Below are 20,914 nucleotides of genomic sequence, written 5' to 3'. Positions count from 1 at the left end.
CGTGGCCCTCCGCGACACCTCGATCCCCGAGCCGTCCGCCCCGGCCCCGCACGCACCCGGTGCGTGCGCGACCGCGCCGCCGCTGGACCCCGCCGACCGCGGGCGCCTGCTGGCGGGCGCCCACCACGACCCGCACGCCCTGCTCGGCGCCCACCCGGTGCCCGGCGGCATCGCCTTCCGGGCGCTGCGCCCCTTCGCCCGCGAGGTGGGCGTGGTGGTCGACGGCGAGCGCCACGCCCTCGTGTCGGAGGGGGACGGCCTGTTCTCGGCCGTCCTGCCGCTGGCCGCCGTTCCGGCGTACACGCTGGTGGTGGCGTACGAGGACGGTGAGCCGCAGGAGACGCACGACCCGTACCGCTTCCTGCCCGCCCTCGGCGAGCTGGACCTGCACCTGATCAGTGAGGGCCGGCACGAGCAGTTGTGGCGGGCACTGGGTGCGGAGCCGATGACCCACGAGGGCGTCACCGGCACCCGGTTCACGGTGTGGGCTCCCAACGCCCAGGGCGTACGGGTCGCCGCCGACTTCACGCACTGGGACGGCACGGCGTTCCCGATGCGCTCGCTGGGTTCGTCCGGGGTGTGGGAGCTGTTCCTGCCGGGCGTCGGCGAGGGCACCCGGTACAAGTTCGAGATCCACTCCCGCTACGGGCACCGGTTCCTCAAGGCCGACCCGATGGCCCGTGCCACCGAGGAACCGCCGAACACCGCGTCCGTGGTGACCGCCTCGCGCTACGAGTGGGGCGACGCGCAGTGGATGCGGACCCGCGCCGACACGCCCGTGCACGAGGCCCCGTTCTCCGTCTACGAGGTGCACCTGCCGTCCTGGCGGCCGGGGCTGACCTACCGCGAGCTGGCCGAGGAGCTGCCCGCGTACGTCAAGGACCTGGGCTTCACCCACGTCGAGCTGATGCCGGTCGCCGAACACCCCTACGGGCCGTCCTGGGGCTACCAGGTCACCGGCTTCTACGCGCCGACCGCACGCCTCGGCTCCCCGGACGACTTCCGCTTCCTGGTCGACGCGCTGCACCGGGCCGGACTCGGCGTGATCATGGACTGGGTGCCGGCGCACTTCCCGAAGGACGACTGGGCGCTGGCCCGTTTCGACGGGGACCCGCTGTACGAGCCCGGGGACGACCGGCGCGCGACCCACCCGGACTGGGGGACGTACACCTTCGACTTCGCGCGGACGGAGGTGCGCAACTTCCTCGTGGCGAACGCCGTGTACTGGTGCGAGGAGTTCCACATCGACGGGCTGCGCGTGGACGCGGTCGCCTCGATGCTCTACCTGGATTACTCCCGCGACTCCGGCCAGTGGGAGCCCAACCAGTACGGCGGCCGGGAGGACCTGGCGGCGATGGCGTTCCTCCAGGAGATGAACGCGACCGTGTACCGGCGCTGCCCCGGCGTGGTGACCATCGCCGAGGAGTCGACGGCGTGGGGCGGGGTGACCCGGCCCACCGACACGGGCGGGCTGGGCTTCGGCCTGAAGTGGAACATGGGGTGGATGCACGACTCGCTGGAGTACGTCGCCCACGAGCCGGTGCACCGCAAGTACCACCACCACGAGATGACGTTCTCGATGGTGTACGCCTACAGCGAGAACTACGTGCTGCCCATCTCGCACGACGAGGTGGTGCACGGCAAGCAGGCGCTGGTGAGCAAGATGCCCGGCGACTGGTGGCAGCGGCGCGCGAACGTGCGCGCGTACCTGGGCTTCATGTGGGCGCACCCGGGCAAGCAGTTGCTGTTCATGGGCCAGGAGTTCGCGCAGGGCGCCGAGTGGTCGGAGAAGCAGGGGCCCGAGTGGTGGCTCCTGGACGAGGGATACCACTCGGCGGGCGACCACCGCGGGGTGCGGGACCTGGTCCGCGAGCTCAACACCCGCTACGCGCGCACGCCCGCGCTGTGGCAGCGCGACACCGACCCGGCCGGTTTCCGGTGGGTGTCGGTGGACGCGGCCGAGGACAACGTCTTCGCGTTCCTGCGGTACGGCGCGGACGGCGCCCCGCTGCTGGCGGTGTCGAACTTCTCCCCCGTCGTCCGGCACGAGTACGGACTCGCCGTCGGCGACGAGGCCGTCGCCTGGCAGGAGGTGCTGAACACCGACGCCGAGGAGTACGGCGGCAGCGGCGTGGCCAACCCGGACCCGGTCAAGCCGGAGGACGGGAGCATCCGGATCACGCTGCCTCCGCTGGCGACGGTGTGGCTGATGCCGTACGCCGGGTGAGGCGACCAGGTGTCCGACCGGCTGCACGGGGCAGTCGGTCGGTGGCACCGGCCCTCGGAAAGGCGGCATCACCTTGCGCACCGTCGGAGTGGAGGAGGAACTCCTCCTGGTCGATCCCGCGACCGGTGAGCCGCGGGCGCTGTCCGCCCCCGTGCTCGCCCGGGCCTCGCTGGACGACGCCGAGCAGGACGTGTTCGAGAAGGAGCTGCACGAGCAGATGCTCGAGTTCGCCACGCATCCGCAGGCGGACATGGAGCGGCTGCACGCGGAGATCGTCCGCTGCCGTGAGGAGGCCGGACGGCACGCCGGGGGGATCGGGTGCGCCGTCGCCGCGCTCGCCACGTCACCGCTGCCGGTGACGCCCTCCATCGGCGTGAACCGGCGCTACGAGTGGATGGCCGAGCAGTACGGCGTCGTGGTGCACGAACAGCTGGTCCTGGGCTGCCACGTGCACGTCTCGGTGGAGTCCGACGAGGAGGGCGTCGCGGTGATCGACCGGGTGCGGCCCTGGCTGCCGGTGCTGGCCGCGCTCAGCGCGAACTCGCCGTTCTGGCAGGGCCGGGACTCCTCCTACAGCAGCTATCGCAGCCGGGTCTGGCAGCGCTGGCCGTCGGCCGGTCCCACGGAGCTGTTCGGCTCGGCGGAGCGCTACCACCGGCGGGTCGCGGACATGCTCGCCACCGGGACGATCCTGGACGACGGGATGGTCTACTTCGACGTCCGGCTCTCGCAGCGGTACCCGACCGTCGAGTTCCGGGTCGCGGACGTGTGCCTGGACGCGTCGACGGCCGTCGTGCTGGCCGCGCTGGCCCGCGCGCTGGTCGACACGGCCGCCGGGGAGTGGCGCCGGGGCGCGGAACCGGCCGACCACAGCGTGAGCCTGCTCCGCCTCGCGGCCTGGCGGGCCGCCCGGTCCGGGCTGACGAGCGAGCTGCTGCACCCCGCGACGATGCGGCGGATGCCCGCGGAGAGGGTCGTACGGGCCCTGCTGGAGCACACCGGGGACGCCCTCGAGGCCGCGGGCGACCTCGACCGGGTGAGCGAGGGCGTCGAGACGCTGCTGCGGCACGGCAACGGCGCTCAGGTGCAGCGGGAGCTGCTGGAACGCACGGGCAGTCTGCGCGAGGTCGTCTCCGCGTGTGTACGCCGCACTCAGGCGGTCTGAGGCGTCAGAAGATCAGGGCGAGGGCGTAGCCCAGGAGACCGACGGCGAAGATCAGCACGACCGCGAGGATCAGGACCATCGGCCCCTTCGACCAGCCCTTGGCCGGATTGATGCGCAGGTCCTGGGGGCCGGCCTCCGGCATGCTGCTCTCCGCCGGCGGGGTCTCCCCGGGCGGCACGCCGCCGCCGGGCTCCAGACCGGTGCTGAGTCGGGGTTCGGGATCGGGGTTCACGTAGCTCATGTCCCCCGGGTCCCCCGATCGGGCCGAATCACCGGGTGGGAACACTTCTGCCGTCCCGGCCCCCCGCCGCCTGCGGCTGGGCTAGCCTCCGAGCACCGTCGGCCACGGTACTCGTCGACGGCGTCACCGTCCGTACACGTCAGGAGCCGGCGCATGCGCGAGACCGCACTCGCTCCCCGGGCCGTCCCGCCGCTGACCGGCGGGCTCGCCGACAGCCTCTTCGAGACCGCCGCCCGCACGCCGGCCCTGCCGATGCTCGCCCGTCGCCGCGGCCCCGGCTCCGCGGCCTGGGACGACGTGACGGCCGTGGAGTTCCGCGACGAGGTGGTCGACGTGGCGAAGGGCCTGATCGCGAGCGGTGTCTCGCCCGGCGACCGGGTGGCGATCCTGGCCCGCACCCGGTACGAGTGGACCATCTTCAGCTACGCTCTGTGGACGGTGGGCGCCGAGGTCGTGCCGATCTATCCGACGTCCTCCCGCGACCAGGTCGAGTGGATCCTGCGGGAAGCGGGCTGCGTCGGCGTGCTCGTCGAGGACGAGCAGAGCGTGATGACCGTCGGATCGGTGTGCGCGTCATTGCCCGCCCTGCGCCACGTCTGGCAGCTGGACGCGGGCGCGCTGGACACGCTGGTGGAGCGCGGCGCGTTCCTGCCGTCCGCCACGGTCGACTCCATGCGCCGCATCGTGCTGCCGGACTCCACCGCCGTGGTCGCCTACACCTCGGGCACCTCCGGACGCGCCCTGGGCTGTGCGCTGAGCCACCGGGGTCTGGCCGGCCCGTGCGACACACTGCTCGCGGGCTGGGGTCACACGGTGGCGCCGCCGGGCGAGCAGGGAGCGGTCCTCGCCTACCTGCCCTTCTCGCACGTGTACGGGCTGATGATCCAGAACCTGTGCGTCCGGGGCGGGTTCCTCATGGCGCACGAGCCCGAGATGACCGGCGAGGCCCTCTCCTCGGCCCTGCGTTCCTTCCGGCCGACGTACCTGTACGCGGTTCCGTCGGTCCTGGAGAAGATCTACAAGAATTTCCTGCGCACGGCTCAGCAGGCGGGGCGGGGCGCCCTGTTCGAGCGGGCCGCGGGCACGGCGCGGGACTTCGCCGCCGCGCTGGAGCGCCAGCGCCTCGGCCGCGGCTCCGGGCCCGGCTTCGACCTGCGTCTGCAGCACGCCCTGTACGAGCGGACGGTGTACCGGCGGCTGCGCGACGCGCTCGGCGGCAGGGTGGGCCGGGCGACGTCGGGCGGTTCGCCGCTCAGCCGCGAGCTCTCCCTCTTCTACGAGGGCATCGGCGTCTACGTGCACGACGGCTACGGTCTGACGGAGACCAGCGGCGGGCTGACCATGCAGCCGTGGGGCCGGGAGAAGTCGGGCACCGTCGGGCAGGTGCTGCCCGGCATGGAGATCCGGGTGGCCGACGACGGGGAGATCCTGGTACGCGGACCGTCGCTGTTCCAGGGCTACGTCGGTGACGAGTCCGCCACCCGCGAGGTGATGCGCGGCGGCTGGCTGGCCACCGGCGACCTCGGACACCTGGACGACGAGAACTACCTGGCGATCACCGGGCGCAAGAAGGACGTCATCATCACCAGCGGCGGCAAGAGCGTGGCCCCGGCCGCACTGGAGCAGCGGCTGCGGATGCACCCGCTGGTCCACCAGGCGGTGCTGGTCGGCGACAACCGTCCCTGCGTCGGTGCGCTGATCACCCTCGACCCGGAGTTCCTGACGCACTGGCGAGTGTCCCTGGCCCTGCCGGGCGACGCCCCGGCCCGGGAGGCACGCGAGGAGAACGCGCTGCGGGAGGAGATCGCGCGGGCCGTGGCCGCGGCGAACAGCGCCGTGTCGCGCTCGGAGTCCATCAGGGTCTTCCGGGTCCTGCCCGATCCCTTCGACGTGGCCGGCGGACTGCTCACCCCGTCGATGAAGCTCCGGCGGGACGAGATCGTACGGACCTACGCCCTGGAGATCGACGCGATGTACGAGGCCCGGTCGCACCGCCGGCCGGCCGGGACGGCGCCCGGGGAGCCGGCCGCCTGGGACGACGCGGACAACGTCTTCCTGCGCTGATCCGGTGTCCGTCCCGCTCCTGGCCAGGTGGTCCCGGACGCGACTAGGTTCGGTCGGCACGGGCACTTACAACGGAGGGAAGGCGAAGGAGAAGGTACGGCGCCCGGCCGGTGCCGGGCCGGGAAGGCGCAATGGCAGCCGAGTCGCGTTGGGACAGGACACTGGCTTCCGAGGAGATCACGAACCGCACCGCCAGCTTCACCGGGGAGCTGCACAATGTGACCGGTGCGCGGCTGGTCGCGGAGGAGTTCCTCTACGACCTGGCCCGAGCGGCGCCGCCCGCGGCGCCCGAGTACTGGGACGACATACTCCTCGTCGTCACGGAGCTGGCGGCGAACGCCGTGCAGTACGCTCCGGGACCGTTCCAGCTCCGGTTGCGCCGCACCTTCGACGGCGTGCACGTGGTGATGCACGACACCAGCACGACGGAGCCCGCGCCGCGGCCCTTCCACCCCAGCAAGGGGGGCGGCGGCATCGGATGGCACTTGATCCACACGCTGTCCGACCAGGTGAGCGTCGTCACCGGGGAGCAGGGCAAGGACATCCACGTCTTCCTGCCCTGGTGACCTCGGCCGTCACGGGGCGTCCGCGGCGCGCAGGGGCACCAGCGCGCTGATCGTCTTCCCGCCCCCCGGCCGGGGTTCGACGGCGATGTCCCGGGCGAGGCGGGCGACGATCGGCCAGCCGTATCCGCCGCCGGGATGGGCGGTGGGGAACGCGTAGACGTATTCGGGCACCACCGTGTTGTTGTCGTGGACGGCGATCCACAGTCCCTCGTCCGTGGGCCGGACCTCGAAGCCGGCCAGCCCGTCGCCGTGCCGGATCGCGTTGGTGACCAGTTCCGACACCACGAGCAGCAGGTCGGCGACGTCCTCCTCGCGCGCCACGCGGCCCGGGCCGCCCCACCGCGTCCGCGCCACCGACTCCGCGTACGCCCTCGCGGCCGCCGCGCCCGCCCCGGCGCCCGGCGCCGGTGTGCCGGCGGGCGCGACGTCGGGCGGTGCCGTGACGGCCGTGACGGGCGTGGTGATCCGGTCGGTCGGTCGCATGTCAGTGGTTTCCCCGGTCTCCGCGTGCTGTCGTTCGGTCCGGTCAGGTCGCGGGGCGCTCCGGCGGCGGCAGCCGGTGATAGTAGTCGCCGACGGACGCCAGGTAGTCGCGGTCCATCGTCTCGCTGTCGGTCCGGAACCGGGGCGCGGCCTTGACCTGGGCCCTGGTGCAGTTCAGCGTGACCGTACGGGCCTCGGCGTCGATGCCGCTCACCAGTCCGACCGGCACGAGGACGCTGCGGCCGAACACCCAGACGCCGGTGTCGACGACGAGATGGCGCATGCCGAAGTGCTCGGCCTGCCGGTCCACGTGTCCGATGGTCCCGTCGTCGGCGACGACGGTGCAGCCCGTCAGGTCCGCTCCGGCCTCCAGCCCGCTGCCCGCCGTGTACGACCAGATGTTCTCCATCGGCACGCTGCCCTTCCCTCCCGTTTCGGTGACGACCTCGGGGCCGGGCGGACGCAACGGGCCGGACCGGCTCCACAGCAGCGGATACCCGGCCGGGGCCGCCGCATTCGGGCCCGGCGGAGCCGTGCGGTGGCGCTTTCCGTGAGCCGTACGGCGGCGGGCTCGGGCCGGTCGCGCCGGGCGCCGCCCGTTCGGCGTGCCCCGTACGGGGGGTCGCCTCCGACCGGGTGACGCATCGCTTTGTCCGCGCCCGGAACCTGGGTTAGCCTCTGACGTATTTTTCTGCTGGGGGAATCCGTGAACTGCGCAGACGCGGGCACGGAAGCCGGATCGCGCCCGCGCGGTCCGGAGGGGGTGGTGAGTCCTCGCCGCGAGGACTCCCGGGGAGCGGAACGAGGGTACGCATGACCAGCGACAGCACCGGATCCGTCGACGCGGTTCCGGGCGATCAGGAGCTGCGCCGTCTCCTGGCGGGCCTGACGGCCGTGCGGGACGGCGACTTCGGCACCCGTCTGCCGGACGACGCGGACGGGCTGATGGGCGACATCGCCAAGGTCTTCAACGGCATGGTGGACCAGTTGTCCGTGTTCACCTCCGAGGTCACGCGGGTCTCCCGCGAGGTCGGCACCGACGGACGGCTCGGCGGCCAGGCGCGGGTGCCGGGGGTCTCGGGCACCTGGGCCGACCTGACGGACTCGGTCAACGCCATGGCCGGCAACCTCACCACCCAGGTCCGTGACATCGCCCAGGTGGCCACCGCGGTCGCCCGGGGAGACCTCTCGCAGAAGATCGACGTGGACGCCCGCGGCGAGATCCTCGAGCTGAAGAACACCATCAACACCATGGTCGACCAGCTCTCCGCCTTCGCCGACGAGGTCACCCGCGTCGCCCGCGAGGTCGGCACCGACGGACGACTCGGCGGCCAGGCCGACGTCCAGGGCGTGAGGGGCACCTGGCGCGACCTCACCGACTCGGTGAACTTCATGGCGGGGAATCTGACCAACCAGGTCCGCAACGTCGCCCAGGTGGCCACCGCCGTGGCCAAGGGCGACCTCTCGCAGAAGATCACCGTGGACGCCCGAGGCGAGATCCTGGAACTGAAGAACACCATCAACACCATGGTCGACCAGCTCTCCGCCTTCGCCGACGAGGTCACCCGCGTCGCCCGCGAGGTCGGCACGGCCGGCAACCTGGGCGGCCAGGCCCGCGTGCGCGGCGTGTCGGGCACCTGGAAGGACCTCACCGACAACGTCAACGTGATGGCGTCCAACCTGACCGGCCAGGTCCGCTCCATCGCCCAGGTGGCCACCGCGGTGGCCCGGGGCGACCTGTCGCAGCGGATCACCGTGGACGCCGAGGGCGAGGTCGCGGCGCTGGCCGACGTGATCAACACGATGGTGGACACGCTCTCCGCGTTCGCCGACGAGGTCACCCGCGTCGCCCGCGAGGTCGGCACCGACGGGCGGCTCGGCGGCCAGGCGCACGTGCCGAACGTCGCCGGCACCTGGAAGGACCTCACCGACAACGTCAACTCGATGGCCAACAACCTCACCAACCAGGTGCGCAACATCGCGCTGGTGACGACCGCGGTGGCCCGGGGCGACCTGTCGAAGAAGATCGACGTCGACGCGCGCGGCGAGATCCTGGAACTCAAGACGACGATCAACACGATGGTCGACCAGCTCTCCGCCTTCGCCGACGAGGTCACCCGGGTGGCCCGCGAGGTGGGCACGGAGGGCCGGCTCGGCGGCCAGGCCGAGGTGGAGGGCGTCTCGGGCACCTGGAAGCGGCTCACGGAGAACGTCAACGAGCTGGCCGGCAACCTCACCCGCCAGGTCCGCGCGATCGCCGAGGTGACCTCCGCCGTCGCCGAGGGCGACCTGACCCGCTCGGTCAACGTGGAGGCGTCCGGCGAGGTCGCCGAGCTGGGGGACAACATCAACGCCATGGTGGAGTCGCTGCGCGAGACCACGCGGGCCAACCAGGAGCAGGACTGGCTCAAGACCAACCTCGCCCGCATCTCCGGCCTGATGCAGGGCCACCGGGACCTGCCCGTCGTCGCCGAGCTGATCATGGACGAGCTGGTGCCGCTGGTGTCGGCCCAGTACGGCGCCTTCTACCTGGCCGAGGACGGCGAGGACGGGCCCGAGCTGCGACTCGTCGGCTCCTACGGCTACCCGGAGGACACGCACAGGCCCGCCCGTATCGCCTTCGGCCGCACCCTGGTCGGCCAGGCCGCGCGCAGCCGGCGCACCATCACGGTGAACGAACTGCCGCCGGGCTACCTGACCATCTCCTCGGGGCTCGGCGAGGTGGTGCCGACCGCGCTGGTGCTGCTGCCCATCGTGGTCGAGGGGCAGGTCCTCGGAGTCATCGAGCTCGCCTCCGTCACGCAGTTCACGCAGATCAACCGGGACTTCCTGGAACTGCTGATGGAAACCATCGGCGTGAACGTCAACACGATCGTGGCCAACGCCCGTACCGACGAGCTGCTCGCCGAGTCGCAGCGGCTGACCGCCGAGCTCCAGGCCCGCTCCGCGGAACTGCAGGCCCAGCAGGAGGAACTGCAGCACTCCAACGCCGAGCTGGAGGACAAGGCGTCCCTGCTCGCGGCGCAGAACCGCGACATCGAGGCGAAGAACCTGCAGATCGAGCAGGCCCGCCAGGAGCTGGAGGCACGCGCCCAGCAGCTGTCCCTCGCCTCGAAGTACAAGTCGGAGTTCCTGGCCAACATGAGCCACGAGCTGCGCACCCCGCTCAACAGTCTGCTCATCCTGGCCCAGCTGCTCGCCCAGAACCCCTCGCGCAACCTCACCCCGAAACAGGTCGAGTACGCGGGCATCATCCACTCGGCGGGCTCGGACCTGCTTCAGCTGATCAACGACATCCTGGACCTGTCGAAGGTCGAGGCGGGGAAGATGGACGTCTCCCCCGAGCGCGTGACACTGCGCCAGCTCATCGAGTACGTCGAGGCCACCTTCCGGCCCATGACCGGCCAGAAGGGCCTGGAGTTCACGGTCACGACGGCCCCCGGGGCCCCGGCGGACCTGCTGACCGACGACTCCCGGCTGCGTCAGGTGCTGCGCAACCTGCTGTCCAACGCGGTGAAGTTCACCGAGCGGGGCGGCGTGGAGCTGTCCGTCGAGCCGGCTCCCGACGACGAGGTGCCCGCCGGTGTGGTCCGGGGCGGGGCCGTGGTGGCCTTCCGGGTGAAGGACACGGGCATCGGCATCCCCGAGCAGAACCTGGAGTCGATCTTCGGGGCCTTCCAGCAGGCGGACGGCACGACCAGCCGCAAGTACGGCGGCACCGGGCTCGGCCTGTCCATCACGCGGGAGATCGCCCAGTTGCTGGGCGGCGCGGTCACGGTGGACAGCACGCCCGACCGGGGCAGCACCTTCACGCTGTACCTGCCCGTGGCCCGGCCCGACTTCGAGGACCTGCTGGCGCGCGGCCCCGGGCACCTCCCGGCCGACGTGTCCGCCGACGTCCTGGACCGTCCGGTGCCGGTGGCCGAGCTGACCGGCGGGCACCGGCAGCGGCCGCGGCGCCTGCTCGTCGTGGAGGAGCGTCCGCGCGGGCTGCTCACCCTCGTCGCGGAGAGCGTGGTCGCCGATCTGACGCACGGGCGGGACGACGCGGGCGACCGGCCCCCGCTCGACGTGATCACGGCCGTGGGAGCCGAGGAGGCCGCCGGCGCGCTGGCGGCCGAGCCGTGCCACTGCGTCGTACTGGAGCTGGGCATGCCGGACGGCGAGGCGTCCCGCTTCCTGCAGGCGCTCCGGGGCGACTCGGCGCTGGCGAGCGTGCCGGTGCTCGTGCACAGCGGCCACCGCGCGGACGCCGCCGTGGAGGAGGAGCTGCGCTCGGGGTCGGCCGGCCGGACGCTGGAGTTCCTGGCCGGCCTGGACGAGCTGCGCGAGCGCATCGCCCTGCACCTGGCCGCCGAGGAACCCGGGGACGTGCTGACCCTGGTCCGGCCGGAGGAACCGCCGCGCCCGGCCCCGCAGGCGGGTGAGGATCCGCCCGCGGGGCGCACCGTCCTCGTCGTCGACGACGACGCGCGCAACCTCTTCGCGCTCAGCGGGATCCTGGAGCTGCACGGGTTCCGGGTGCTGCACGCGGAGAACGGCCGCCGGGGCATCGAGACGCTCGTGAACCACCCGGACGTGGCGCTGGTCCTGATGGACGTGATGATGCCGGAGATGGACGGGTACACGGCGACGGCCGAGATCCGCCGGATGCCGCGGTACGCCGAGCTGCCCATCATCGCGGTCACGGCGAAGGCCATGCCCGGCGACCGGGAGAAGAGCCTCGCCTCGGGCGCCAGCGACTACGTCACCAAGCCCGTCGACACCCAGGACCTCATCGCCTGCGTCCGACGGTGGCTGCCGGCATGAGCGGGTCCGAGCGTCCCGGCGATCCCGGCGGTGACGTCCGGCGGGCCGCGTCCGATCAGGTCGGCATGACCCCGCTGTCCCCCGTGGGCAGGCTGGCGGCCACGGTCGACCGGCTCAGCCGCGAGGTGCGGGCCGCGCAGGCCGAGGCCGAGGGCCGGGCGCTGGTCGAGCTGGCCAAGGGCATCCTGGTCGCACGGCTCGGCTGCGGTCCGGCCGAGGCCGCCCGGCAGCTCGCGGAGCTGGCCGAGCAGTCCCGGGCGACGCCGCTGGAGTTCGCGGTGGACGTCATCAACCAGGCCGCCCGCGACCGCATGTCGGAGGTGACGGCGGCGTTCCTCGCGGCCACCGCCGCCGTGCGGACCACGGCACCCGAAGACGGCACGGAGGATGCTCGGGGGGCGGGCGCCTCGGACGCCGGGGAGGCGGCGGCCGAGTCGGCCGCCGTACGCCTGCGGGCCGCCGAGAGCGGCGCGCTGGCCGCGGACGACACCCAGGCCGTCGCCGACGCGCTGCTGGAGCAGGCGCTGCGCCCGCTCGGCGCGGTCGCGGTGGCCATCTGGGCGGCCGGGCACGACGGGTCGCTCACCCTGGTGGGCAGCGCGGGGTTCCCGCCGGCCGAGGCGGCCCGCTGGCGCTATGTGCCGCCGGACGTGGCGACGGTGGCCCGGTGCGGTCTGACCGAGCGTGCGGGGCAGTGGTTCACGTCCCTCGCGCGGACGGGGCTGCCCAGTGTGGGCCGGCACCAGTACCCGGACGGCGGGAGGGTCGCCGTGCCCGCCGGGACCGGGGGGCGCATCCACGGAGTGCTGGAGATCGCGTGGCCGGCGCCGCTGGCCCCGCAGCCGCCCCAGGTCGTCCGCCAGGTGGAGGCCCTGGCGGAGCTGTGCGCGCACACGCTGGAGTCGTACACGCCGCCGCGCGAACCCGGGCAGGGCCCGCGGGTGGTCCCGGACGCGGTGGAGCTGATGGACCTGGCCGACGGGCTGCACGACCCCGCCCTGGTCCTGGTGCCCCACCTGGACGCGGCGGGGCACCTGGCGGACTTCCGCATCCAGCACGTGAACAACCGCTTCATGGACCCGGCCGGGCGGCCCCGTGCCGTCGTGGGCGGCGCGCTGCTCCTCGAGGCGTACCCGATGGCCGCCGGGGACAGCGAGCTGTTCCAGAACGTCGAGCGGGTCTACGCCACGGGCGAGCCGTTCCGGGCCCGGCACATGAACCTGACCGCCCTGGTGGACCAGGTGCCGCTGTCGGCGGTCGCGGACATCAGCGTCAGCCGGCACGGCAACGCGGTGCTGCTCATCTGGCGCATCGAGGACGAGACGGCCCGGCTGGCCAGCCTTCTCCAGCACGCCCAGCGGCTCGGCCGCATCGGCGGCTTCGAGGAGAACCTGCTGACCGGCGAGATCACCTGGAACGGGCAGCTGTTCGACCTCTACGGGCGCCCGCACACGAGCACGCCGGTGCCGCTGGAGGAGCTGGCCGCCCACGCCCATCCGGACGACGCCGTCGCCATCGGACGGTTCCTGCGCACCCTGCTGCACCACCGGCGGCCGGCGTCGGCGGCGTTCCGGCTGCGGCGGCCCGACGGGGTGACCCGGCACGTGCGGGTGGTGGCCGAGCCGGTCCTGGACACCGACGACCGGCTGCTCCTGGTGCGGGGCGCCTGTCAGGACATCTCCGCCCAGCACTGGACGGAGGTGGCGCTCGCCGCGACGCGCGACCAGCTCGCCCAGACCGAGCAGCAGGCCGTGGAGCGCGCCCGGCTGACCCTGCAGCTGCAGCACGCCATCATGCCGCCCGCCCAGACGCCCCTGCAGGTGCCGGACCTCCAGGTGGCCGTCCGGTACCGGCCGGCGGAGACGGAGCAGCTGGTGGGCGGCGACTGGTACGACGCGGTGATGCTGCCGAGCGGCCGTGTGCTGCTGTGCGTCGGGGACGTCGCCGGGCACGGGATAGAGGCGGCGACCAGCATGGTGGTGCTGCGCAACGCACTGCGCGGTCTCGCGGTGACCGGGGCCGGCCCGGGGCAGCTGCTGTCCTGGCTCAACATCGTGGCGCACCATCTGACGGGCGGAGTCACCGCCACGGCGGTGTGCGGCCTGTACGACCCGGCCCGGCGCACGCTGCGCTGGGCCAGGGCGGGCCATCTGCCGCCGGTGCTCGTGCGGGGCCCCGGGGCCGCGCCGCTGCCGCTGGTCAAGGGCATGCTGCTGGGCGCGGTGGCGGAGGCGGCGTACGAGGAGGCCGAGGCGGAGCTGGCCGCCGGGGACACCCTGCTGATGTACACCGACGGTCTCATCGAGCGCCGCGACCGCCCGGTGGAGGAGGCGCTGACCCAGCTGCTGAGCACGGTGCGTCCGACGCCGAACACCCTGGACCAGCACCTGGACCGGCTGCTCACCTACAGCAGGTCGGACACGGACGACGACACGTGTCTGGTGGGCATCCGGGTCGGATGACGACGCCCGTACGAACCGGGTCCCGGTCGGCAGGTGTGGGGCCGGGATTCGGGGGTAACCGCCCGGCGCGGTGGGCCACACGACGGTCCGCCGCGCCGCCGCATTGTTGGAGGTACACGTGCCCATAGCCCAGAACCCGCTGTCCGTCGAGGTGACCCTGCCCCGGGAGGACGTCGCGCTGCTCAAGGTGGAGGGCTACCTGGACGTCGACACCGCGACCGAGTTCCAGCACCATCTGGCCAACCAGCTCCACCACGGCCGACGGCACTTCCTGCTGGACCTGTCGGAGGTGCCGTTCATGGACTCGTCCGGCATGAACATCATCCTGCGCGTCTACCAGGAGGCCCGGGACCTGCCGGGCAGCGTGCACATCATCTCGCCGGCCCCGGCGGTGCTGCGGGTCCTGGATCTGACGGGGGTGAGCATCACGGTGCCGGTCTCCGCGAGCGTCGACGAGGCGCTCTCCCGGGTCGACGCGCACCCGGAGGGTCCGCGGGTGCCCGACGCCTGAGCCCTCCCGCCCCGCGTCTCGTCCCGACCGGTCGTGCGGAAGCGGGTGCCGTGCCAGGTCGGCGGGTGGATACAGTTGTCGCCCGGCAGAGTCACGTCGCCGGCACGTCGCCCCGTGGGGGCGAGGTGCGGCGCAACGCGGATGAGGAGTGGGACAAGTGCCGGACCAGGCGGAGGGAACGGCGGCAGCGCCGACGCACGAGATCAGGGAGTTTCTGCGGCGCCGTCGTGAGCAGATCGCCCAGCGGTGGGCGGACGAGCCCGTGTTCCGGACCGTGTTCACCGTCTCGCGCGACGAGGCGGTCGAGGCGGGCAAGGCCGTCGTGGACGCGCTGGCGCAAGTGGCGGACGCGGCGCGGGTGGAGGACCCGGACGCCGCCGGATTCACCACGGTCCGCGAGCAGTTGGCGCGGATGGGCGCGGCCCGCTCGCGGGCCGGACTGAGCACGGCACAGGTGTCCAGCGAGCTGGCCGCGCTGCGTCCTCCCGTGGAGAACCTGCTCGTGTCCGACCTGCCGGAGGATGCCTCCGCGGAGCACGTCCGGGCCTGTGTCACCACACTGAGCGTGCTGATGGGGACCCTGCGGGTCGTGGTCATGCAGACGGCGCTCAGCGAGGGACAGGCGCTCATCGACCGCCAGCGGCTCCAGCTGCTCGAGGTGGCCACGCCGGTCATCAAGCTGTGGGACGGCATCGTGGCGGTGCCGCTGATCGGCACGCTGGACAGCGCGCGCAGCCAGGTGGTGATGGAGACCCTGCTGGAGTCCATCGTCGAGCAGCAGGCGCGCTACGCGATCCTGGACATCACCGGCGTTCCGACCGTCGACTCGCTGGTGGCCCAGCACCTGATGAAGACGGTCGCGGCGGCCCGGCTCATGGGCGCCGAGTGCATCGTCTCCGGCATCCGGCCCGCGATCGCGCAGACCATGGTGCACCTGGGACTGGACCTGGGCACGGTGGTCACCCGGGCGAGCCTCGCCGACGCGCTGGGGTACGTGCTGCACCAGCTCGGGGTCGGCATCGTGACGCCCGGCGAGAACGGTGCGGTCGTACGGTGAGCCAGGCGTTTCCCGGACCCCACGGGGCTCCGGTGTCAGGGCATGTTCCGGTGCTCCGGCTCGGCGAGGTCCTCCTGGTCACCCTTCAGGGAGACCTGCACGACAGCACGGCACAGCAGCTCCAGGAGGACCTCGCCGAGACCATCGTGCGCAGCGGTGCCACCGGTGTGGTCATCGACGTCTCCGGCGTGGAGATCGTCGACTCCTTCCTCGGCCGGATCCTGGCCGAGATCGCGGGGCAGACCGGCCTGCTGGCCGCGCGGACCGTGCTGGTCGGCATGCGGCCGGCGGTCGCCATCACGCTGGTGGAGCTCGGTCTGACGCTGCCGGGCGTGCACACCGCGCTCAGCACCGAGGTGGCCCTGGAGCTCCTCAGGCAGCAGGCCCCGTCGTCCCGCTTCGGCGGCCTGCGCCAGGAGAGTCAGTGATGCACACTGCCGCGGGCTCCCAGGCCCGCCTGCCGATCCGCTCGGACATGGATCTGGTGTGGGTACGACAGCATGTGCGGCAGGCCGCCGCCCAGCTCGGCTTCGGTCTGGTCGACCAGACCAAGCTGGTCACCGCGGCCAGTGAGCTGGCCCGCAACACGCTCGTGTACGGCGGTGGCGGCACGATGGAGACGGAGCCGCTGGTCGAGGGCACCACGCACGGGCTCCGGCTGACCTTCAGCGACGAGGGGCCCGGCATCCCGGACCTGGAGCAGGCGCTCAGCGACGGTTTCACCTCCGGCGACGGTCTCGGCATGGGGCTGGGCGGCGCACGGCGCCTGGTGCACGAGTTCGGGATCGAGAGCGCCCCGGGCGCCGGAACGACCGTGCGGGTGACGTCCTGGGTGGGCCGGCCGCCGCGCCCGCGTGAGGAGTCCTGATGCCGCGCGTGTGGGACGTCCCGGTGCACGACTCGACCCGGGTGCGGGACGCCAGGGTGGCCGCCGAGCACGCGGCGGCCCTGGCCGGTCTCGACGAGCAGCGGACCTCGACGACGGCGCTGGTGGCGACCGAGCTGGCCACCAACCTGCTCAAGCACGCCGGGGGCGGCCAGGTCCTGATCGACGTGGTCGCGCCTCCCGTCCTCGCGGCCGGCCGGGAGGCGACGTGGCGCGTGCAGATCGTCACGGTCGACCACGGTCCCGGGATCACCGACGTGTCCGCCGCGCTGCGCGACGGTTTCACCACCACGGGCTCCCTCGGTGCGGGGCTCGGCACCTGTGCGCGCCTGGCCGACGACTTCGACCTGCACAGCGTCCCCGGCCGGGGCACGGTGGTCGTCGCCCGGGTGGGCGCCGTACCCGAGGTCCGCGCCGCCGACACCGGGCCGGCGGGCCGGCTGCGGGCCGGCGCGGTGAACGTGCCGTTCGGCGGTGCGGAGTACTCGGGCGACGCCTGGGCCTGGGTCCGGGACGGAGACCTCGTCACGCTGATGCTGGCCGACGGTCTCGGCCACGGCCCGGAGGCGGCGCGTGCCTCGACGGCCGCCGTGGAGACGCTGCGCACCTCGGCCCACCTGCCGCCGGCGGAGGCGGTGCGGCGGCTCGACCGGGCGTTGTCCGGCACCCGCGGCGCGGCCGTCGCGGTGGCCCAGGTCGACGCGCGGGCCGGGGTGCTCCGCTTCGCCGGTGTGGGCAACATCGGGGCACGGCTGTGCGAGGGCGGCGCCTGGCGGCATCTGGTGTCGCGCCCCGGCATCGTCGGCACCCACCGGCCCACCACGCTGCGCGAGGAGAAGACGGCCTGGGCGGACGACCGGGTCCTGGTGCTGCACAGCGACGGTCTGCCGAGCCGGTGGTCGCCGACGTCCGACACGTGCCGCCCCGCGACCGACCCGGCGGTGACCGCCGCCGTGACGATCCGTGACGCCAGCAGCCCGGCCCGGCCCGTGCGGGACGACACCGCCGTCGCCGTGCTGGTCCCGACCCCGCCGGATGGCCCATGACCCGAACCTGGCAGATCAGCGACTTCACCGAAGCGGCCCGGGCGCGCATCGCCACCGCGCGGCTGGCGGCGGCCTACGGTGTGCCGCCGGTGGACCGCGCGCGGCTGACGGCCTCGCTCGGTGCACAGCTGCGGTCGTGTCTGACCAAGGGCGGCACCTGGCGGCTCACCCTGGAGACGGGCACCGTCTCCGGCACCCCCGCGGGGACCGGCGAGGAGGTGCTGCACGCCGTGGTGACGCCGTCGCCCGAGGCCGCTGCGGCCGGGCAGCCGCCGTGGCGGGTCACGGTGCCGTGCCCCGAGGCGGTGGCGGACGTCGGCGTCGGTGCCGTGGCGGACGACCCGGCGGAGCTGGCCCAGGCGCTGCTGGGCGCCGACGAGGACACGGCGCTGGTCCTGGAGAGGCTGACCGAGCAGGAGCGCCTGGTCGACTTCCACCGGGAGGAACTCCAGCAGACGAACCAGGGCGTGGTGGCGCTGCACGCCGAACTCGACGCCGCCGGCCGGGCCCAGCGCGAGGCGTTCGCGGCCGAACGCAAGGCGCGCACGGAGGCGGAGAACGCCCGGCGCAGGCTGACCTTCCTGGCGGACGCGAGCGCGGTGCTGACGGCGTCGCTGGACCACCACGAGATCGTGCGCCGGCTGCCGGAACTGCTGGTGCCGGAGTACGCGGCGAGTGTGGACGTCTGGCTGTTCGACCAGGACGGCGACCGGCCGGGCCCCGCCCACGCGGCCGCCGCGGTGGTCGCCGCGCGCACCGGACGGCCGCAGTACGCCGCCGCGCACCCCGGCGGCCTGCCCGGCGTGGAGGACCAGCCGCCCTCGGCGCTGGCCCCGGACCGGCCGCTGCTGTGCATCCCGCTGCCGACCCGGCAGGCACCCCTGGGTGTGGTGACCCTGTCCCCGCCCGGGGAGCGCTGGGACCCGGACGACGCCGTGATGCTGGTCGAGCTGACCCGGCGGGCCAGCATCGCGATCGACCACGCCCAGCGCTACCAGCACAACCGGGACATCGCCGAGACGCTGCAACGGGCGCTGCTGACGGAGTTGCCGGCCCCGCCCGGCCTCACGCTGGCCGCGCGCTATCTGCCGGCCACCCACGGGCTGAACATCGGCGGCGACTGGTACGACGCGTTCCGTCAGCCGGACGGCGGTGTCATCGCCGTGGTCGGTGACGTCACCGGCCACGGGCTGCGCGCGGCCGTGATGATGAGTCAGCTGCGCACCGCCCTGCGCGCGTACGCGGTCGACGGCGGCAGCCCCGGGCAGTTGCTGACCCGGCTGCACACCTTCCTGCACCACCTCCAGCCCGACCTGTTCGCCACCGCCGTCATCGCGCGCTTCCACCCCGACGACCCGACCATGACGTGGGCGGCGGCCGGTCACCCGCCGCCGGTGCTGCGCTCCCCGGACGGACGGGTCCGTACCCTGGACGCCAAGCCCGGTGCGATGCTCGGCATCCCGCTGCGGCAGGAGATCGCGGACCACACGGTGCCCATGGCGCGCGGATCGACCCTCGCGCTGTACACGGACGGTCTGGTGGAGCGTCGCGCCCGGGGCATAGACCCGGGCATCGCGCGGCTGGCGGACGCACTCGGCTCGTTCGGCCCGGCCGCACTGGACGCGGACCTGGAGGGTTCGGCGGACGGCATCCTGCGTCCGATGCTGAGCGACTCCGAACGCGACGACGACGTGTGCCTGCTGCTGTGTCACCTGAGCGGTACGGGCTGATCCACAAAATCCGCGGGAGAAAGTCCACGCGGTTCGCTCCCGCCCGGTGCGCCGCGGGCCCGGGCGGGGCATGGTGGTGATCGGGACCCGTCGCCTGCCTGCCGCGTCCGGCTGGCCGAGCCGGGGTGGGCGCGGTGGGATGGGCGAGGTGCGAAGCGGCGATCCCCGGGCAGGCGAATGGCGTTCGCGGCGGACCGCCGCCCCTGAGCCGCAGAAAGGGATGAACACCGTGACACGACCCAGGATCCTGGTGGTCGGCGCAGGTTTCGCCGGCGTGGAGTGCGTCCGTCGTCTGGAACGCAGGCTCTCGCCGAACGAGGCCGAGATCACTTTGGTGACACCGTTCTCCTACCAGCTCTATCTGCCGCTGCTGCCGCACGTCGCCGCCGGGGTCCTCACCCCCCAGTCGATCGCGCTCTCCCTGCGCCGCAGCAGCAAGTACCGGACCCGCATCATCCCGGGCGGCGCCATCGGGGTGGACCTCAAGGCGAAGGTCTGCGTGGTGCGCACCATCACCGACCGGATCGTCAACGAGCCCTACGACTACATCGTGCTGGCGCCCGGCAGCATCACCCGCACCTTCGACATCCCGGGGCTCACCGACCACGCGTTCGGCATGAAGACGCTGGCGGAGGCCGCGTACATCCGCGACCACGTCATCTCGCAGCTGGACCTCGCCGACGCGAGCGAGGACCCCGTGGAGCGTGCGTCGCGGCTGCAGTTCGTGGTGGTGGGCGGCGGCTACGCGGGCACCGAGACCGCGGCCTGCCTGCAACGGCTGACGCACGCGGCGGTCAAGCGCTACACGCGGCTGGACCCGGCCCTGATCAAGTGGCATCTGATCGACATCGCGCCGAAGCTGATGCCGGAGCTGGGCGAGCAGCTCGGCCGGGACGCGCAGCGGATCCTGACGCGGCGCGGCATCGAGATCTCCCTGGGCGTCTCCATCGCCAAGGCCGGCGAGGAGGAGGTCACGTTCACGGACGGCCGGGTGGTGCCCACCCGCACGCTGATCTGGACGGCGGGCGTGGTCGCGAGCCCGCTGATCGCCACGCTCGGCGCGGAGACGGTCAAGGGGCGGCTCGCGGTCACCGCGGAGATGTGCCTGCCGGACCACGACGGGGTGTTCGCGCTGGGCGACTCCGCGGCCGTGCCCGACCTCGCCAAGGGCCAGGAGGGTGCGGTCTGCCCGCCCACCGCCCAGCACGCGATGCGGCAGGGCCGGCATGTCGCCGAGAACCTCATCGCCACCCTGCGCAACCAGCCGATGCGGCCGTACGTGCACAAGGACCTCGGTCTCGTCGTCGACCTCGGCGGCACCGACGCGGTCTCCAAGCCGCTGGGCGTCGAGCTGAAGGGTCTGCCCGCGCAGGCGGTGGCCCGGGGCTACCACTGGTCGGCGCTGCGCACGGGCGTGGCCAAGGCCCGGGTGGCGGCCAACTGGGCGCTCAACGCGGTCGCCGGGGACGATTTCGTCCGCACCGGCTTCCAGGCCCGCAAGCCGGCCAAGCTGAAGGACTTCGAGTACACGGACGCCTACCTGACTCCGGAACAGGTGCGGGAGCAGGTGAAGGGGGCGCACCGGGCCGAGTTGTGATCCCGGCCGCCCCCGCGGCCCGTACCGGACCGGGGCATGACATGCTGAGAAGTGGATCTCGGCGTGAACC

Annotated in this window: 16 protein-coding genes; 13 read left to right on the top strand and 3 right to left on the bottom strand. The window is 73.1% G+C overall.

What is annotated here, in order from left to right; translation table 11 throughout:
• Position 1: 1 nt before the first annotated feature.
• On the top strand, positions 2–2,227 hold the full coding sequence (gene glgB, locus NI25_RS35130; RefSeq protein WP_061446338.1) for a 1,4-alpha-glucan branching enzyme: 2,226 nt from the start codon (positions 2–4) through the stop codon (positions 2,225–2,227).
• Between the two features lie 73 nt (positions 2,228–2,300).
• Entirely contained in the window at positions 2,301–3,392 is a 1,092-nt protein-coding gene (locus NI25_RS35125) for a glutamate--cysteine ligase (protein WP_061446337.1), read from the top strand.
• Positions 3,393–3,396: 4 nt separating this feature from the next.
• Here NI25_RS35125 and NI25_RS35120 read toward each other — a convergent pair whose 3' ends face one another.
• Positions 3,397–3,633, bottom strand: a complete 237-nt coding sequence (locus tag NI25_RS35120) for a DUF6480 family protein (protein WP_061446336.1) — start codon at positions 3,631–3,633, stop codon at positions 3,397–3,399.
• Between the two features lie 153 nt (positions 3,634–3,786).
• On the opposite strand from NI25_RS35120, the gene NI25_RS35115 reads away from it, so the two are divergent.
• Complete coding sequence (locus NI25_RS35115; protein WP_061446335.1) at positions 3,787–5,697, top strand: AMP-dependent synthetase/ligase; 1,911 nt, start codon at positions 3,787–3,789, stop codon at positions 5,695–5,697.
• A gap of 131 nt (positions 5,698–5,828) precedes the next feature.
• A complete protein-coding gene (locus NI25_RS35110; protein WP_030403918.1) occupies positions 5,829–6,263 on the top strand; it encodes an ATP-binding protein in 435 nt (144 codons plus the stop codon).
• A gap of 9 nt (positions 6,264–6,272) precedes the next feature.
• Here the strand turns inward: NI25_RS35110 and NI25_RS35105 are convergent, their stop codons facing one another.
• Together NI25_RS35105 and NI25_RS35100 are read right to left on the bottom strand one after the other, a co-directional pair.
• Positions 6,273–6,746, bottom strand: coding sequence for an ATP-binding protein (locus tag NI25_RS35105; protein WP_061446334.1), 474 nt, complete (start codon positions 6,744–6,746; stop codon positions 6,273–6,275).
• A 43-nt stretch (positions 6,747–6,789) separates the two neighbouring features.
• Entirely contained in the window at positions 6,790–7,161 is a 372-nt protein-coding gene (locus NI25_RS35100) for a PRC-barrel domain-containing protein (RefSeq protein WP_061447229.1), read from the bottom strand.
• A gap of 398 nt (positions 7,162–7,559) precedes the next feature.
• Here NI25_RS35100 and NI25_RS35095 point away from each other — a divergent pair, with 398 nt between their 5' ends.
• The 9 genes from NI25_RS35095 to NI25_RS35055 all read left to right on the top strand — a co-directional run bounded on the left by NI25_RS35095 (position 7,560) and on the right by NI25_RS35055 (position 20,844).
• Positions 7,560–11,555: a HAMP domain-containing protein gene (locus tag NI25_RS35095; protein ID WP_061446333.1), complete on the top strand. Its 3,996-nt coding sequence runs from the start codon at positions 7,560–7,562 to the stop codon at positions 11,553–11,555.
• Positions 11,552–14,017 (top strand): SpoIIE family protein phosphatase, encoded by a 2,466-nt coding sequence (locus NI25_RS35090; RefSeq protein WP_061446332.1) that lies wholly within the window; start codon positions 11,552–11,554, stop codon positions 14,015–14,017. The genes NI25_RS35095 and NI25_RS35090 overlap by 4 nt, the downstream gene beginning before the upstream one ends.
• Before the next feature lie 118 nt (positions 14,018–14,135).
• Positions 14,136–14,528, top strand: coding sequence for an STAS domain-containing protein (locus NI25_RS35085; RefSeq protein ID WP_061446331.1), 393 nt, complete (start codon positions 14,136–14,138; stop codon positions 14,526–14,528).
• A gap of 157 nt (positions 14,529–14,685) precedes the next feature.
• Positions 14,686–15,585, top strand: a complete 900-nt coding sequence (locus tag NI25_RS35080) for an STAS domain-containing protein (RefSeq protein ID WP_061446330.1) — start codon at positions 14,686–14,688, stop codon at positions 15,583–15,585.
• Positions 15,582–16,013: an STAS domain-containing protein gene (locus tag NI25_RS35075; RefSeq protein WP_061446329.1), complete on the top strand. Its 432-nt coding sequence runs from the start codon at positions 15,582–15,584 to the stop codon at positions 16,011–16,013. The genes NI25_RS35080 and NI25_RS35075 overlap by 4 nt, the downstream gene beginning before the upstream one ends.
• Entirely contained in the window at positions 16,013–16,453 is a 441-nt protein-coding gene (locus NI25_RS35070) for an anti-sigma regulatory factor (RefSeq protein WP_061446328.1), read from the top strand. The genes NI25_RS35075 and NI25_RS35070 overlap by 1 nt, the downstream gene beginning before the upstream one ends.
• Positions 16,453–17,517, top strand: coding sequence for an ATP-binding SpoIIE family protein phosphatase (locus NI25_RS35065; RefSeq protein WP_061446327.1), 1,065 nt, complete (start codon positions 16,453–16,455; stop codon positions 17,515–17,517). Before NI25_RS35070 ends, NI25_RS35065 begins: the two co-directional genes overlap by 1 nt.
• Positions 17,514–19,247: a PP2C family protein-serine/threonine phosphatase gene (locus NI25_RS35060; RefSeq protein WP_061446326.1), complete on the top strand. Its 1,734-nt coding sequence runs from the start codon at positions 17,514–17,516 to the stop codon at positions 19,245–19,247. Before NI25_RS35065 ends, NI25_RS35060 begins: the two co-directional genes overlap by 4 nt.
• 220 nt (positions 19,248–19,467) lie before the next feature.
• Positions 19,468–20,844, top strand: coding sequence for an NAD(P)/FAD-dependent oxidoreductase (locus NI25_RS35055; protein ID WP_061446325.1), 1,377 nt, complete (start codon positions 19,468–19,470; stop codon positions 20,842–20,844).
• The last annotated feature ends 70 nt before the right edge of the window (positions 20,845–20,914 follow it).

The organism is Streptomyces sp. CCM_MD2014 (assembly GCF_000772045.1).
In the GTDB taxonomy this organism is placed as follows: domain Bacteria; phylum Actinomycetota; class Actinomycetes; order Streptomycetales; family Streptomycetaceae; genus Streptomyces; species Streptomyces salinarius.
This window is presented reverse-complemented; position numbering and strand designations above follow the sequence as displayed.

Coding starts and splice junctions, on each gene's coding strand:
- NI25_RS35120 (WP_061446336.1), bottom strand. CDS start 3,633: ATGAGCTACGTGAACCCCGATCCCGAACCCCGACTCAGCACCGGTCTG.
- NI25_RS35070 (WP_061446328.1), top strand. CDS start 16,013: ATGCACACTGCCGCGGGCTCCCAGGCCCGCCTGCCGATCCGCTCGGAC.
- NI25_RS35055 (WP_061446325.1), top strand. CDS start 19,468: ATGAACACCGTGACACGACCCAGGATCCTGGTGGTCGGCGCAGGTTTC.
- NI25_RS35105 (WP_061446334.1), bottom strand. CDS start 6,746: ATGCGACCGACCGACCGGATCACCACGCCCGTCACGGCCGTCACGGCA.
- NI25_RS35090 (WP_061446332.1), top strand. CDS start 11,552: ATGAGCGGGTCCGAGCGTCCCGGCGATCCCGGCGGTGACGTCCGGCGG.
- NI25_RS35110 (WP_030403918.1), top strand. CDS start 5,829: ATGGCAGCCGAGTCGCGTTGGGACAGGACACTGGCTTCCGAGGAGATC.
- NI25_RS35095 (WP_061446333.1), top strand. CDS start 7,560: ATGACCAGCGACAGCACCGGATCCGTCGACGCGGTTCCGGGCGATCAG.
- NI25_RS35060 (WP_061446326.1), top strand. CDS start 17,514: ATGACCCGAACCTGGCAGATCAGCGACTTCACCGAAGCGGCCCGGGCG.
- NI25_RS35065 (WP_061446327.1), top strand. CDS start 16,453: ATGCCGCGCGTGTGGGACGTCCCGGTGCACGACTCGACCCGGGTGCGG.
- NI25_RS35115 (WP_061446335.1), top strand. CDS start 3,787: ATGCGCGAGACCGCACTCGCTCCCCGGGCCGTCCCGCCGCTGACCGGC.